7 protein-coding genes are annotated in these 16691 nt (G+C 64.8%); all 7 read right to left on the bottom strand.

Going from position 1 to position 16691, the window contains the following annotated elements; genetic code table 11:
* Positions 1 to 13: 13 nt before the first annotated feature.
* Complete coding sequence (locus tag B2V90_RS21285) at positions 14 to 493, bottom strand: MarR family transcriptional regulator (RefSeq protein WP_009823615.1); 480 nt, start codon at positions 491 to 493, stop codon at positions 14 to 16.
* A gap of 90 nt (positions 494 to 583) precedes the next feature.
* Positions 584 to 3661 carry a UDP-N-acetylmuramoyl-tripeptide--D-alanyl-D-alanine ligase gene (locus B2V90_RS21280; protein WP_293923069.1) on the bottom strand — a complete coding sequence of 1026 codons (3078 nt, stop codon included), beginning with the start codon at positions 3659 to 3661 and terminating at the stop codon, positions 584 to 586.
* Positions 3658 to 4845 carry an HlyD family efflux transporter periplasmic adaptor subunit gene (locus B2V90_RS21275; RefSeq protein WP_228222880.1) on the bottom strand — a complete coding sequence of 396 codons (1188 nt, stop codon included), beginning with the start codon at positions 4843 to 4845 and terminating at the stop codon, positions 3658 to 3660. Before B2V90_RS21275 ends, B2V90_RS21280 begins: the two co-directional genes overlap by 4 nt.
* Positions 4842 to 6989 (bottom strand): type I secretion system permease/ATPase, encoded by a 2148-nt coding sequence (locus B2V90_RS21270; RefSeq protein ID WP_228222888.1) that lies wholly within the window; start codon positions 6987 to 6989, stop codon positions 4842 to 4844. Before B2V90_RS21270 ends, B2V90_RS21275 begins: the two co-directional genes overlap by 4 nt.
* Before the next feature lie 2 nt (positions 6990 to 6991).
* Complete coding sequence (locus B2V90_RS21265) at positions 6992 to 8314, bottom strand: TolC family protein (protein WP_228222889.1); 1323 nt, start codon at positions 8312 to 8314, stop codon at positions 6992 to 6994.
* Between the two features lie 113 nt (positions 8315 to 8427).
* The gene (locus tag B2V90_RS21260) at positions 8428 to 16212 is read right to left on the bottom strand and encodes a BapA/Bap/LapF family large adhesin (protein WP_293923068.1); all 7785 of its coding nucleotides are present in this window, start codon (positions 16210 to 16212) and stop codon (positions 8428 to 8430) included.
* 26 nt (positions 16213 to 16238) lie between these two features.
* Positions 16239 to 16691, bottom strand: a 453-nt coding sequence (locus B2V90_RS21255; RefSeq protein WP_293923066.1) for a hypothetical protein, incomplete at its 5' end; no start/stop codon positions are given.

Here is a 16691-nt window from a genome sequence, read left to right as displayed (position 1 = left end):
AGTGTTTGCTTTCTTACTCCATCTCGCCAAGCCCTCTCTGTCGATTGTTCGCCATCGGGATGAACGATACAGGTTTCGTCGTCCCTCCCTGCTCGGATGCCGCCTCGCCTGCTTCGAACAAATGCACGAGGAAGGCGATCATCGCTTGACGCCCATTCTCGCTCAGTTCGACGATGACGCGGCGATGATCAATCGGGTCGTAGCGTCGCGCAACAAGTCGGGCCTCCTCCAGCCCCTCGATACGGCGCATGGTGCTGGTCGCGCTTTCTCCGGATACGGCCATGGTTTCCTTGACGCACATATTGCGTCCTTCCTCGGCGACGATGAACAATTCCAGCATGATGTCCCAGGCTGCATCGCGGAACACATGCTTGGGAAAATGTTGCGAGCAATTGATCCGCGCTTGCTGGGTTTGCCGCGCCAGCGCCACCAAGGACCGGCTCGGCTTGGTGCCGTTCCCCCGCTTGGCCATGCTGTAATCACGCGAGCCCATGCAGAATTCCTTGCATCATGTTCTCGTGGAGCAGGGTCGAGCTTGAAGATGAGTAGTTAAGAATATGTCAATTCCTTGAAAAACTTGGTTTCATGACGCCAGCAATGCCGGCGAACGCGGCATCGCGGTCGTATCAGCCTCCGCCTGGATGGCTCGAACAATCTCATGAACGCCGCTGCCGTGGGATCCCTTGACAAGCACAATGTCTCCATCGCGGATCAGCTCTGGCCAACGGGCGTGCAGCGTCGCGAGATCCGGCGCATGGATGCCACGGTGGCGGGGCGGCAGGTCGGCGCAGAAGCGCGCGTAAAGCGGCCCCACGGCATGGACGACATCAATGGAAAGACCCGCGGCCAACGGAGCCAGATCGGCATGATAGCCCTCCGCCCCCGGGCCCAGTTCCAGCATCTCACCCAATATTGCCACGCGACGGCCGCCGGCCTGCGCGCCCAGCAATTCCAGCGCGGCGGCCATCGATGCCGGGTTGGCATTATACGCCTCGTCAATCAGCAGGATGCGCTTGCCTTGAACGCGCAGCGCCGCCACGTCTCCGCGGCCGGCGAGCGGCCGGAAACCTTCCAGCGCGCTCATTCCGCGATCGGGTTCGAGCGACAGCGCATGCAGCGTGGCCAGTACCGCCAGGCTGTTGACCGCCATGTGCCGGCCGGGTGTGGCCAGATGATAGCCCATGCGTCCCGAAGGCGTCTCGGCTTCCAGAAAGTCGCCCTTACGACTGATCAGGCGGATGTCGGCTCGGGGGGCCTCACCATAGCTCACTATGTTCAATCCGCGCGCCAGTGCCAGGGCGCGCACCCGCGCCAGTTCCGCCATGTCGGCATTGAGGATGGCCGTCGCGCCGGCAGCCATCCCTTCAAAAATCGCGCTCTTGCGGCGTGCCACCGTCGCGAGGTCATGATGAAATTCCAGATGCGCGGCTGCGATGTTGGTAAAGACGGCGACGTCCGGCCGCGCCAGCGCCGCATTCTGTTTCATGCGCCCGATCGCCAACTCCATGACGACATGCGGCGTATCCCAGGCGATCGAGGCCAGGTTCCAGCCGATGCCATGTGGCAGATTGGCGTTCAGCCGGCTTGTGCCGACCTTTCCCCATGGCCGCAGAGCCTGCGCCAGCATCGCGACCATCGTTGTCTTGCCGGCGCTCCCGGTGACGCCGATCAACTTGCCGCGCATCATCAACCGAGCGTAGCGACCTAGAGCCAGCACCGCGTCGCCATTGTTGCGCACCGACAAAACCGGCAATTCTGCATCGGCAAATGCCTGCGGCGCGCTGGTAATGATGCCCCGAGCCTGTGGTTTTACCCGGTTAACCTGGCGCGGCGGGATGCCACGCTCGGCGTCATCCTCTCCGCGCATCACGACCATATCGCCGTCCTGAAGGCTCGGACGATAGATGCTCAAGCCTGTCGCTCGCCAATCTTCGGGCGGAGACCGAACCCATGTCCCGCCCGTTGCGCGCGCTACATTGTGCGCGGTCCAGCCGATCTCGTTGGCATCTGCCGTGCGCTGGCGCAGCAGATGCTGGCGATAGGCGACCAGCCCCGACAGATAATGTTCGACATCGTCGATCCGCACGCGAAAGGCGTGATGGCGAATGAAAAAGCTGCCAACGATTCGGCGCGGGTTGGCGAAAAACATCGCCAGTTCCGGCCAGAAATGGCCGTTGAGCAGGTAATGGGCGCGCGCGTGTAGCGCCCTGTCGAACCGCTCGCGATCGAAATCGTCCAGCAGATGGCGATGTTCAGGATCCTGGCCCAATCGATCGATCATCCCCTGCGCCGCCATCATCAATTCCAGCAGCGTCGGGAAGGTCGTGATCCGATGTTCGACAAAATCCAGATAGTCCCGGACATTGTCCAGGCCAAAGCGGAACCATGCTTCTTCGGGGCAATGGCGGGTAAGTTCATTGGCGCAATAGCCGAGCCAATGATCGTGGGCCGCGGCATGACCGGCCGCGATGAAGTGCCTGACTGCACGGGTCGCCACCGCCAGCCAGCGCGGATCCTTGGTCAACCCGTAGAGCCGCATCAGCCCGAATGCCGCTTCGCCGTCATAATAGATGATGCGGAAGGGCTGCTTTACGCGCAAGGTTGGATATTGGAGGACATGGACGAAGCCGCCGCTGGCCGCATCCTGCATATATGCTATTCCTTGCGCCAGCCGATCGAGCAGCGGGCGATATCGGTCGGATGCGAACAACTCGCTATACTTCACGAGCGCCAGCACGCAGACCGCATTGCCGCCCAGCTTTATCTCTTCGCCCGCGTCGATCAGAAACGCGGCCGGTGAGCCGTCGGGCAGGGCGACCTCCCGGATCAGTGCGCGCTCAAGATAACCCAGTCCGCGCTCGATCGCTGCAAGCACTTTCGGCGCACGCGTCACCTCCCAGCTTTCCAGCATGGCGTAGAGCGTGCTGGCATGGCGCAGGCTGTTATAGGCGGCGATTGGCCTGTCAAAACAGGGATGCCAGCCATAATGGAAGCGCCCATCCTCTCTCACCTGCGACGCCAGATAGGCGCTGCCGTCGGCGATCATCTGCTGGAGCAGTTCGGGATCCAATTGCTCGACAGTCCGGCGCCCGGCATTGCGTCCCTGCTGCCGGATGGCATGAATGACGCCATTTTCTCCTTGAAACAGGCCGGCCGTCGAAAACAGCCATACCGGCGCGTCATCGCTGAAATCGAGCGCGTCGGCGTCATGGCGGATCCGTGCATAGCGCCGGAAATTCGCCTCGTTCAGGGTCGCGGTGGGATGCCCCTTGCCGCCATAGAGCATGGCATTGGCGTTAATCTCCGTCTCCAGGAAGGCGCGCTCCAAGCGTCCGTCCAGTGCGATGCCCAAGCGGAAATAATTGCGCTTCGTCCGCCCAAGGCGCGCGCGCAGGTCGCGCCAGTCGATCTGCTCTACCGCCCGCGCCCAGTCGACCCGCAGCCAGCAGCCTTCAGGCGCCGCCCGCTTCAGCGTGGTCTCAGCGGCGGCCCAGCAGCTTTGCGCGTTCGGGCCGGCGAAGCGGAGCGTGCGTGCACGCGTTTCGCCGTCGGTGTAGGACAGGAACAGCACGACGCCCGGCGTCCCGTCGATCATGATCGGGTCGATATGCGCCAGCCGATCGCCGATTGCCGCCAGCCTGTCCGTCAGCGTCGGCCTCATCGCTCGCGCAGCCCTTCGCGCGCCCGGTTGAGCGGTTTCATCAGATATTGCATCACGGTCTTGCTGCCAGTGTGGATGTCGACAGTCGCGATCATGCCCGGCACGATCGGGAAGCGCTTGCCCGCCTTGTTGACAAGCGCGACGGAATTGGTCCGCACGAATACGCGATAATAATATATGTCTGGATTGGCCTCGTCCCGTATCGTGTCGGGCGAAATGCTCGAAACGACGCCATTCAGCCCGCCATAGATGGAATAGTCATAGGCGGTGATCTTGACCGTCGCGCGCTGGTTCGGGTGGATGAACGCGATATCGCGCGGCGAAATGCGCGCTTCGATCAACAATTGGTCGTCCAGCGGCACGATCTGCATGATTTCGCCGTTGGGCGCGATCACGCCGCCGATGGTCGATACCTCGATGCTCTTCACGACTCCGCGCACGGGCGATCGGATGGTCAACCGCTCCAGCGTGTCGGACCGACCACGCACCACCGGCCCGAGCGCTTCCACTTCTTCGCTGACCTTGGCAAGTTCCTGCTGCGCCTCGACCAGATATTGCGATCGAAGGTCCGCCTTCTTGAGCGCCAACTCGGCGCGCTGACGCTTCAACCGCAGCACCTCGACATTGCTGGCCGCCCCCACCTCGATCAGGGATTCACCGATCTTGACCTCTTTGCTGATGAGGGCGAGCGATTCGTCGATTAGTCGTTCGGAACTGGCAAGGCTGCTACGCCGGTCATGATACAACCGGCTTTCCGACGATTTGAGGTCCGGATAGTCATCAAGTTCGGCTGGAAAGGCGATCGCCGAACCTGTCACCTCCGCCCGCAGCCGCGCCGCGCTAGCAAGCGCTGCGCGATATTTCGCGGCGCTTTCCTCCACTGTCGATCCCGCCTGGGTCGGATCGAGCTGCGCCACGATCTGGCCAGGGTGCACGATATCGTCCTGCCGGACCATCAGTTTGGCCAATATCCCGCCTTCCAGCGACTGGATCACCTGTTCGCGGCTGGTGGGCACGACACGTCCGCTGCCACTGGCCACCTCGTCCAGCCGCGCGAACCAGGCCCAGCAAAAGGCGACGAGGAACAGCGCCGCGAGCAGCCAGACCAGCCGCCGCGCACTCCTGATGCGGCCACGCCCGTCATCGTCGAACTGCCAGTCATCGTCCATCACCGTGCTGGTCATGCCACCCTCGCCCGGTTGGCCTGCATGGTGCGCAGCGCTGCATCGCGCGGCTGGTCCAGCAGGATGGCGCCATTGTCGATCACGATCACCCGGTCCACCAGTTCCAGCACGCGCATCCTGTGCGTCGCCACCACCAGTGTCCGCCCCTCGGCCCACCCCTTCAGGCCGTCGATGAAATTGCGCTCCGACACCTCGTCCATGGCGGCAGTCGGCTCATCCAGCAGGGCCACGCGCGGATGGCGCAGCAACATGCGGGCCAGGAGCAGCGACTGCACCTGCCCGCCTGAAAGCCCCTGCCCGCCTTCCAGAACGACATGCTCCAGACCGCTGCGCAGGCGGCGCACGAACTGGAGGGCGCCGGACATCGCCAGCATCGACACGATTTCCTCATTGGACGCATCGGGCGCCCCCAGCGTCAGATTTTCGCGGATGCTGCCGTGGAACAGGCGGCTGTTTTGCGACAGGAAGGCGACGTCCCGGCGCAGGTCCGCAGGGTCCACATGGTGCATCGCCAGATTGTCTATCAGCATTTCTCCCGACACTGGCGGCAACATGCCGGACAGGGCTTGCAGCAGCGTCGACTTGCCCGCGCCGTTGCGGCCCAGCAGCGCGATCTTATCCCCTGCGCCGATTTCCAGCGCATCGATGCTCAACGCCGGCGGGCTGTTGGGATCCGCGTAGGTGAAAACGCCGCTGCGGACACTGAAGCTGCCCTTTATCGCATCGACGGAGATGCGATGTTCGGCTTCGGGCCGATCCACCGGCAGGCGCATGATCTGGTTGAGGCTGCCCATTGCGACCCGCGACTGCTGAAACCGGCTGAGCAGCGCCGTCACTTGCGACATGGGCGCCATCATCCGCGATCCCAGGATGGAGGAAGCCACCAGGGCGCCCGTCGTGATGTCCCCGGCGATCACCATCGGTGCGCCCACGCACACGATGCCGGCGTAAACGCCATTTTGCACATTCTGCGTCCATACGGTCAGACTGTTGGTAAGGCCGCGCAGTTTCAGCTGCGCCTCTCCTGCTTCGGCATTGTACCGGTTCCAGTGCTGGCGAAACCGCTCCTCCGCCTGTAGCGACTTGATGTCTTCGATGCCCTGCACGGCTTCTACCAGCATGGCGTTGCGCAGCGACGATTCTCGCATCGATGCGGTGGCGTAGACCCGCAATTTCCGCTGGGCCAGCAAGCCGGGCAGGATCAGCAGGATCAGCGCGCCGATCGGCACCAGCACCAATGGCCCGCCGATCGACCAGAGGATCACCAGAAAAATCAGGAAGAAGGGCAGGTCAGCCATCGCCGCCACGGTGGTGGAGGTCAGCAGGTCGCGCACTTGGTCCAGGTCGCGCAATTGCGCTATGAAAGTGCCCGTCGATGTCGGCCGAGCGCGGTTGCGGACGTGAAGCGCATGGCCGAACACCCTGTCCGACATGCGCAGGTCCGCCCGCTTGCCGAGCACATCGACGATGTTCATCCGCAACCGCCGAAGCAGGAAATCGAACCCGATCGCCAGCGCGACGCCGAACGCCAGGATGTAGAGCGTGGGATAGGATTCGGCCGGGACCACGCGATCATAGACCTGCATAGAAAAAATGACGCCCGCCAACCCAAGCAGATTGGCGATGCACGATGCCACCATCACATGCACATAGGATCGGCTGTCCTGCCACAATATGCGGCGCAGCCAATTCTCCTCCTGCTTATGGATATAGGGGTCCACCCGCATGTCCGGAGCCGCGCGCGCCGGCCGGGCGATCACGACCATGGACGCTTCGCGCGCAATGTCGGCTATCGGGCGGTGCGCCATCAGTCCCGCTTCCCCCGACAGCGTCAGTGTCGCCTCGCCATCCTCTCCGATCGCCGTGACCAGGGCCAACGCGCCATCCGCCATCCGCACGATCATAGGCAGGCGCCACCCTGTCAGCGGCTCGCGTCCGCCCACCGGACGAAAACGCACCGACAGGCCCAGCGCCCGGGCCATGCCGCGTACCCGGGCCTGTTCTCCGTCCAGTCCCGCCCACAGGCCTGTGAGCTTGGCGACCTGTCCGCTGTTGGGCAGCCCATAATGGCGCGCGACCTGCTGCAGCATGTCCAGCCAGCTATCAACTGGCGTGGCGTCGGCCGGACTGATCGGCGGCGTCATCTTCACAACGTCACCCCGCGCACGACGGTGCCGCTCAGGTGAAAGGCTGCGCGGGTGCGTCCAGAGTTATAAAGGCAGTCCAGTTGCAGCCGACGCAGATCATGGGCGCTGTTGACCGCCTCGAACCGGACCTGCTGGAATTCCTGCTCGGCGTTTAGCAGGTCGACCAGCGTCCGAGTTCCCATCTGCAGATACTGCATGCGGTAGAGCTTGCCCGTTTCGTCCATATTGTCCTGGCGCGACGCCAGCGTCTGCAGGAGGGCGTTGAGGCTGTCGATCTGCTGCTGGGCCTCGGCCAGTCGCTGCTCGGCTTCGTTGCGCGCGCGCTCGGCGGCGGCGTCGGCAGCCTCCAAGGCAAAGGTCGCGCCGCGCACCCGCGCCTTGCTGATACCGCCGCCAAAGACATTGCCGGTCACGTTAAGGCCCAGCGAATAGGCACTGCGGCGATCGGAAAAGGGATCGGACACGTCGATCGTGCCAGTTCCGCCGATCGATACGGTTGGCATCTGGTCCGCGCGGCGGCGCTTAAGGTCGGCCGACGCCTCTTCCCGTTGCGCCTCTGCCACCATCACGGCGGGCACCTGTCCCCAATCGGGGGGCGGCTGCCGACACGCCGACATCAACCAGCCAGGCGCATTTTCCGCTACCTCGTCGGGCGGTTTGGTACGTCCCAACAGATAGGCCAGATTGCTAGACCAGCGGCGGCGCGCTGCCTCCACCTGCGATAATGTCGCGACCGCCGCTTCGACGCGCGCAAGCGCTTGCAACCGGTCCGACTTGGTGGCGGCGCCCATGGCGACGCGATTTCCGACCAGCTCGCTGATCGCCCGCACCCGTTCCAGCTGCTCGAGCGCGACGGCGTGCAGCGCCTCGCCGCGCTGCACCTCGATCAGCGCATAGCCGGTGTCGCGGACCAGCTGGTCGATCGCCAGCAGCATTTGCGCCTCGCCCACGCGCGTTCCCGCCCGCGCCAGATCCACCGCGCTTGACACCTTCCCGAAATCGAAAAGCATCTGCGATGCGTTGATCTGCGGACGGGGCCGCCAGTCTGCCGTCAACCGGCTGTCCAGCCCGGTCGCCAGCCCTGCGCTGATTTGCGGCGAATAGCCTGCGCGCGCGACATCCACTTCTGTTTCACGCGCGTTGAGTTCACCAGCGGCCTGGGTCAACGCGGGATGCCAGGCGATGGCCTCGCGCGCCGCCGCTTCCAGCGTCAGGGGGGCGGCCTGGGGCGCTGCCGGGCCGACGGGCGCAGCAGCGGTGAAGAACATCCAGCTGCCCGCCGCTACGAGACAGGCTTTGCCGCTATGGAACCAAGTTCCCATGTCGGTCACATCCTCATCCAGTGATGAACAGCATGCCCGACACAGATTACCGATAAGCTAATGATTTGCCACCATTGTCATCCAAATTCTATGATTTATGTTATCAAACACTGTCATATTTGGGAGGTGCTATTGGCTGTATGCTTCTCCAAATCTTCCGGTTGCGCCAGATAGGCGAGCGGATCCTGCGGCACATCTATCGACGTTAGATCGTCTGGATGAGGCGACCCTTCACCGACTGGCGCGGCCAGTGCGACCTGTTCCGGCATCGGCTGACGGTCAAGATAGGCAGTCAGCACATCTTCAAGCTGGCCTTGTCCCTCAAACATTTCATAGGCGAGTTCGCCCAGTATGTCATCGGATGGCATGGATGCGGCCGCGTCGGCATCGGACGGGAGGGGCCGATCGCCCGGATCGATCTCGCCAGTTTCCGTCTGGGTCGCCGCCATGATGAGGTCCGCGCTAGACAGGCACGCCATCGCGTCGTCCTCCATCGACGCCTCGGCTTCGGGCGAAGCGCTCCGCACGACCATGCTTTCGTCACTGGCCAGCACCGCCTCTTCCATCATCAGGCTGCTCGGTTCGGCCAATATCGCGCCCCCGGCCACGCCCGTGCCGACATCGATGGTGACGTTCAGCGTCGCGGTCGATGTGACGCCGTTGGGCTGGACGATCTGGTAGGTGAAGCTGTCGACCAGATCGACCGTTGAATAAGGGATGGTGCCGCGCGGCGTGTAGCTGTAATCGCCGGTTTCCGTCACCGTCAACGTGCCGTAACTACCCTGAACCGTGACGGGGGTATCGCCGACTTCGACGAAACCGCTGCCGGTGCCCACCTTCACCACCGGGAAGTCGGTGCCTGTGACATCGTTGGCAAGCAGGTCGCCCTGCGTGCCGGTGACGCCTGCGACCTCGAACTGGTCCAGATGCGTGATCGACTGGCTGATATACACCGTCGAGCTATAGGCCGTGCCCAGAAGATTGGTGCTCGACACCGTGTAGGTATAGTTGCCAGATGGCAGATCCTCGAATGTGTGGCTGATGCCCGATCCAAGCGGCAGCCCGGCGACCGTGGTTCCCGTATAGCTGTCGACCACCTGCCCGGCGCCGTTGCGAACCGTGATGGTGTAGGTCGGTAGCAAGGCGATCGTGCCGCCGCGGATCACCGTGACGGTAATGTCCGCTTCGCTGTTCGCCGCCACAGAGAAACTGTCATTGCCCGACCTCGTGCTCAGGATAGGCGTATTGAATGCAAATTCCTGACTGGTCGGCACCGTTTCCACGACATTGCGATATTGGGCCTCGGCCGTGGCGCTGTCGTCATTGGCGATTGGCGCGGCGGTGATGTCGTCGCTGCCGATCGCGATTGACAGGTTGGCCGTTTCCGTCTCCCCGTCGCTGCGATCGATCAGCGTATATTGGAACACATCCGTCTTGCCGATCGCGGCTGCACTGGCCGATGGCGTGTAGCTATAGCTTCCGTCCAGATCGATGGTCAGCCGGCCGAACGCTCCGTTCACCACCGTGCCATCGGCGGTCACCGCCGTGGTCACGCCGTTCACGGTGACGCTCTGTATTTCCGTTTGGGGGCTGACGATATCGACCTGGCCGCTCGGGCCGGCATCGGTAATGACATTGCCTTCGATCTGCTGCGGAACAATGCTGCCCACGTCGGTGAAATCCGCATCGGTCCCCGATACGTTCAGCGACCCTAGCAAGCCCACGCCCAGAACGTCATTGAACGTCACGAAAGCGCGATATTGCCCTGGCCCAAGCGCCTCTGTGCTGACCAGATTGCCGTTCAGCAACGTCAGCTCAAGCAGGGAAGCACCGCCGCCGCCGTCGACCGCGACCCATTGCGACCCGTTCCACTGCTGCACGGCAACGCTGTACCCGCTCAGAACGCCGATGCTCAGCGTGGCGTCATAGGTGAAGACCGCGTTCAGGCTGTGGCCGTCCGCTACGGTAAAGCCGACGCTGGGCGTACCCAGGACCTGCGCATCCAGATCGAGAATACCCAGCGACACCAGCGCCACATAGCTGGCATTGCCATGATTGACCGGGGTCGTCACCGGCAGCAGATCGACCAGCGCGATAGTGCTGTTGTCGAAAGCCGCAATGTCGAATGGCGCGCCCACCAGTCCGGGGTCGGACTGGTTACCGGCCAGGTCGGTCTGCGTCACCGTCAGATCCTCGCCGCCGATTTGCGGGTTCGACAGGGTGACGAGGAAAGACCCGTTGGCCGCGACCACACCCGTCCCGATCAGCGTCCCGGTGCCGTCGCGCACCTCCACAGTCGCGCCGGCTTCGCCGACACCGGTCACCACGGTGCCGCTGTCGTCGATTGCCAGATTGGCTGGCGCCGGCGGTGCCGTGATGTCGGGCGCGTCGACGCTGATTTCGGGCGACACATTGCCGGCCGCATCCGTCTGGATGACGTCGAGGGTCTGGCCGTTGGCCTGCGGCGTGGTCAGGATGACGGTGTAGCTGCCATTGGCCGCCACCAGCGCAGTGCCGATGATGACGCCGGCCTCGTTGGTGATGGTGATGGTCGCGCCCGCTTCGCCCGTTCCCGTGACGGTCGCGCCATTTGCCGACACGATCGCGGTCGGGGTGTCAGGCGCGGTCAGGTCAGGCGCGGTCAGCGGCACGTCGCCGGATTCGTTACCCGCGCCATCCGTCTGCGTGACCGATAGCGCCTCGCCATTGCGCTGCGCCGGGCTGAGCGTGACGGTATAGCTACCGCCCGCAGCAACAATGCCAGTGCCCAGGATCATGCCCTCAGCGTCGCGGACCGTGACCGTTGCGCCCGCTTCGCCCGTGCCAGTGACGGAGCCGCCATTGGCGGCGATCGCCGCTGTCGGCGCGTCGGGCGCAGTGATATCGGGCGCGGTCAACGGCACCGGTGGCGAAATATTGCCCGCCGCGTCTGCCTGCACCAGGGTCAGGCTCTCGCCATCGACCTGCGGCGTCGACAGCGTGGCGCTGTAGCTGCCATTGGCCGCGACAATGGCGGTCGCCAGCAACTGGCCGGTTGCGCTGGTGATGCGGATCGTCGCGCCCGCCTCGCCTGTGCCGGTGACGATCACGCCGGTCGCCGATACACTGCCCGTCGGCACGGCTGGCGCCGTGATGTCGGGTGCGACTGCCGTCGTCGGAAGCGAGACATTGCCGGCATCATCCGCCTGGGTAATGCCCAGCATCTCGCCATTGACCTGCGGCGTCGTCAGCGCGGCGCTGTAGGTGCCGTTCGCCGCCACCGTGGCTGTGCCGATCACCATGCCTTCGGGATCGGTAATGCGGATGGTAGCGCCCGCCTCCCCGGTGCCGGTCACGACCGTGCCGTCGGATGTGACGGTCCCGGTGGGCGCAGCCGGCGCCGTCAGATCCGGTGCGATGGTCGAAACGGATGGCGACGCATTCCCGCTCGCGTCCGCTTGCACGACGCCCAGTGTCTCGCCATTGATCTGCGGCGGCGTCAACGTCGCGCTATAGGTGCCGTTGGCCGCGACCGTGGCCGTGCCGATCACGACGCCTTCGGGGTCGGTAATGCGGATGGTAGCGCCAGGCTCGCCCGTGCCATCCACCACTGTGCCGTCACCATTGACCACGCCCGTCGGCGCATCGGGTGCGGTTATGTCAGGGGCGATGACATCGACATCGTCGGACATGTTGCCGGCCGCATCGGTCTGAACGATCCCTAGCGTTTCGCCGTTGACCTGGGGGCTCGCCAGCGCGGCAATATAGGTACCATTGGCGCCGACCGTCGCGGTGCCGATGACAGCGCCGTCCGGGTCCGTAACCTCGATCGTCGCGCCCGCCTCGCCTGTGCCGGTGACGACCATGCCGTCGGAAGAAACGGTCCCGGTCGGGGCGTCGGGCGCGGTGATGTCGGGCGCCGTGATCGGCACCTGCGGCGAATCATTGCCCGCCCCATCGGTCTGCACCAGCGTCAACGCCTCGCCATTGGTCTGCGGAACGTCCAGCGTCACGCTGAAGCTGCCATTGCCGGCGACCGTCGCCGTTCCAAGCACCGTGCCGGCGGCATCGGTGATCTGGATGATGGCGCCCGGCTCGCCGCTGCCGTTTACCACTGCGCCATCGGGTGTAATGGTGCCGGCCGGCGCCGCAGGTGGTGTGATGTCGGGCGCGAACAAATTGACCGCGATCGACGCGTTGCCCGCCCCGTCAGTCTGGACCAGGTTCAGCGTCTCGCCGTTCACTTGCGCGGTGCTCAGCATGACCACGAAGGCGCCATTTACGCCGACCGTAGCGGTGCCCACCACCAATCCTTCGGCATCGGTAACGCTGATCGTCGCACCGGCCTCGCCCATGCCCGTCACCGCGCTGCCATCGGGCGTGACGGTTCCGGTCGGGGCATCAGGCGCGGTAAGATCGGGCGCGACCAGACCGATGGAGGGCGAAGCGTTGCCGGCTGCATCGGTCTGCGCCACTGTCAACGGCTCGCCATCGATCAGCGGGGGCGTGATTGCGACGCTGTAGTTGCCATTGCCATCCACTATATCCGTGCCCAGCACATTGCCGGCGGCGTCGGTAACGCTGATCGTCGCGCCCCCTTCACCGCTGCCCGTCACCGCGCTGCCATCCGCTGATACCATCCCTGTTGGCGCGTCAGGCGCGACCAGGTCGGGCGTGGGCACCATCATCGCGTCGGATTCATTGCCTGCGGCGTCTGTCTGCGTGACGCTCAGCGTCGATCCGTCATTTTGCGCGGGGTTCAAAGTGACGGCGTAATTGCCCTGGCCATCCACCATGGCGGTGCCGATAATGGTTCCGCCAGCGTCCCGGACGGTGACATCTGCGCCCGCCTCGCCCGTTCCGGTTACAACAGACCCGCTATCGTCGATGATCGCTATTGGCGCTTCGGGAGCAGTCAAGTCCGGCGCGGTGACAAGCGTCGGGACAGAGCTGTTGCCTTCCGCGTCCGTCTGCACCACGACCAGCGTTTCCCCATCCCGCTGCGGGGTGTCGAGGGTGATGCTATAATTGCCATCACCATCCGCCTGCGCCGTGCCCAGCGGAATACCGCCCGGGCCTGCGACCGTTACGGTCGCAAGCGGCTCGCCCGAACCGGACACGACCACACCGTCGGCGGAGATGGTCGCCGTTACCGGATCGGGCGCATCCGGGCCGTTAAGGTCGGGCGCTACTACGGTCACGTCCGTCGACTCATTGCCGGCGGCATCGCTCTGCACCACCGTCAGCGGTTCGCCATGCACTTGCGCGGGTGTAAGCGTTGCCGTCCAGTCGCCATCCGCATTGACGGTCGCAGTGCCGATCACGACATCGGTAGGGTCCGTGATGGTGATTGTCGCGCCGACCTCACCCGTGCCGCTCATGCTTGCGCCATCACCAGCGATGTCGGCGGTCGGCGGGGCCGGCGGCGTGAGGTCCGGGGCGATCAGGTCGACAGCATCGGAGACATTGCCCGCGCCGTCCACCTGCGTGACGGTCAGCGGCTCGCTGTCCACTTGCGGCGGTGACAGGGTCACTGCGTAATTGCCCTGGGCGTTGACTGTCGCGGTGCCCAGCAAAGTGCCATCTTGCGATCGCACTTCAATGTCGGCGCCCGCGACACCCGTTCCGGTCACGACCGCGCCCAACGCGCCGATGGTCGCTGTAGGCGGCGGAGGCGCAGTCAAGTCGGGTGCGATCAGGTCGATATCGGGCGACACATTGCCGGCCGCGTCGCTCTGGGTGACACTCAGCGCTTCGCCATCGGTCAGCGCGGGATCGAAATCGACGCGATAATTGCCGTCGCTATCGACCGTAGCCGTGCCGATCACCGCGCCGCTTGCGTCGCGGACCAGGATGGTCGCGCCGATTTCGCCGGTCCCGCTGATCGATCCGCCATCGGCCGCGATCAGGCCCGTCGGCGCTTCCGGCGCGGTCAGGTCGGGCGCGACGATGGGGGTGGGATCGGACACATTGCCCGCGCCATCCACCTGCGTCACCGCAAGCGCTTCGCCATCCACCTGCGGCGTGGCGAGCATCACCGTGTAATTGCCCTGCGCGTCAACCGTCGCGGTGCCAAGCAGCGTGCCGTCCGCATCGCGAACCTCGATGATTGATCCGGCGACGCCCTCACCCGTCACCACTGTGCCCGTCACCACCGATCCGGTGCCGTCGATCGTCGCGGACGGCGCAGGCGGCGGGGTGAAGTCTGGCGCGATCAGGTCTATATCGGGCGACACATTGCCGGCCGCGTCGCTCTGGGTGACGCTCAGCGCTTCCCCATCGGTCAGCGCAGGATCGAAATCGACGCGATAATTGCCGTCGCTATCGACCGTAGTCGTGCCGATCACCGCGCCGCTCGCGTCGCGCACCCGGATGGTCGCGCCGATTTCGCCGGTCCCGCTGATCGATCCACCATCGGCCGCGATCAGGCCCGTCGGCGCTTCCGGCGCGGTCAGGTCGGGCGCGACGATGGGGGTAGGATCGGACACATTGCCCGCGCCATCCACCTGCGTCACCGCAAGCGCTTCGCCATCCACCTGCGGCGTGTCGAGCATCACCGTGTAATTGCCCTGCGCGTCAACCGTCGCGGTGCCAAGCAGCGTGCCGTCCGCATCGCGAACCTCGATGATCGATCCGGCGACGCCCTCACCCGTCACCACCGTGCCCGTCACCACTGATCCAGTGCCGTCGATCGTCGCGGACGGCGCAGGTGGCGGGGTGAAGTCTGGCGCGATCAGGTCGATGTCGGGCGACACATTGCCGGCCGCGTCGCTTTGGGTGACGCTCAGCGCTTCCCCATCGGTCAGCGCGGGATCGAAATCGACGCGATAATTGCCGTCGCTATCGACCGTAGCCGTACCGATCACCGCGCCGCTCGCGTCGCGCACCCGGATGGTCGCGCCGATTTCGCCGGTCCCGTTGATCGATCCACCATCGGCCGCGATCAGGCCCGTCGGCGCTTCCGGCGCGGTCAGGTCGGGCGCAACGATAGGGGTGGGATCGGACCCATTGCCGGCCGCGTCGATCTGGATGACGGTCACGCTTTCGCCGTCGATGAGGGGCGGCGTCAGGGTGATGCTGTAGCTGCCATTCGGCTGAACCGTATCGGTGCCGATCAGCGTCCCGTCCGTATCGCGCACTTCGATGGTGGCGCCGATCTCGCCCGTGCCCGACAGGATCGCGCCATCCGGCGTGATCGCCGCCACCGGCGCCAGGGGCGCATCCAGATCGGGCGCGGTCAGCCCGACCGGGTCGGATGCATTGCCCGCATTATCTGTCTGGATCGCCGTCAACATCTGCCCATTGGTCTGCGCTTCGTCGAGGACAATCGTGTAGCTGCCATCGCCCAGCACCGTGGCAGAGCCGATGAGGGCGCCGCCCGGTCCAAAGACGCGGACGGTCGCGCCCGGTTCGCCTGCCCCGGTGACGGTCAACCCGTCACCCGCGATTGTGGCGGTCGGCGCTTCGGGCGCAGTGGTGTCAGGGGCGACCAGCAGCGCTGGATCGGATTCGTTGCCTGCAGCGTCGCGCTGGGTGACGCTCAGCGTCTCGCCATCGGTCTGCGGGGCGCTCAGCGCCACAGTGAAGTTGCCATCGGTTCCGACTTGCGCGGTGCCCAGCACCGTTCCATCGCGGTCCGACACCGTGACCGTCGCTCCTGGTTCGCCTGTGCCGGACACACTGGTTGGACTGTCCAGCGTCGCATCGGGGGTCATCGGCGCAGTCAGATCGGGCGCGATCGCGAGGGCCGGCGCGGATACATTGCCTGCGGCGTCTATCTGCGTGACCTGCACCGTCTCGCCATCGTCGAGCGGCGGGTCGAGCGTGATCGCATAGCTGCCATCGGCATCAGCCATCCCGCTGCCGATCAGTACGCCGTTTACCGAGCGGATCTCGATCCGGGCGTTCGGTTCGCCCACCCCCGCACACACCGTCCCAGACGCATTCACCGCAGCCGAAGGCGGCGCAGGCTCATCAACATCGGCGTCTGCATCCGCGTCCGCATCGGCGTCAGCATCAGCGTCAGCATCGGCGTCAGCGTCAGCATCCGCGTCCGCATCGGCATCCGCGTCGGCGTCCGCGTCGGCATCAGCGTCAGCGTCAGCGTCGGCATCAGCATCCGCATCTGCATCTGCATCAGCGTCTGCGTCGGCATCAGCGTCTGCATCCGCATCCGCATCCGCATCAGCGTCGGCATCAGCGTCTGCATCCGCATCAGCATCGGCATCCGCATCGGCATCCGCATCGGCGTCTGCGTCAGCATCGGCATCGGCATCGGCATCCGCGTCAGCGTCAGCGTCAGCGTATGCATCCGCGTCGGCCTCGGCATCGGCATCCGCGTCCGCATCTGCATCAGCGTCCGCATCAGCGTCTGCGTCGGCATCAGCGTCTGCATCCG

The organism is Sphingobium sp. UBA5915 (assembly GCF_002431195.1).
In the GTDB taxonomy this organism is placed as follows: Bacteria; Pseudomonadota; Alphaproteobacteria; order Sphingomonadales; family Sphingomonadaceae; genus Sphingobium; species Sphingobium soli.
This window is presented reverse-complemented; position numbering and strand designations above follow the sequence as displayed.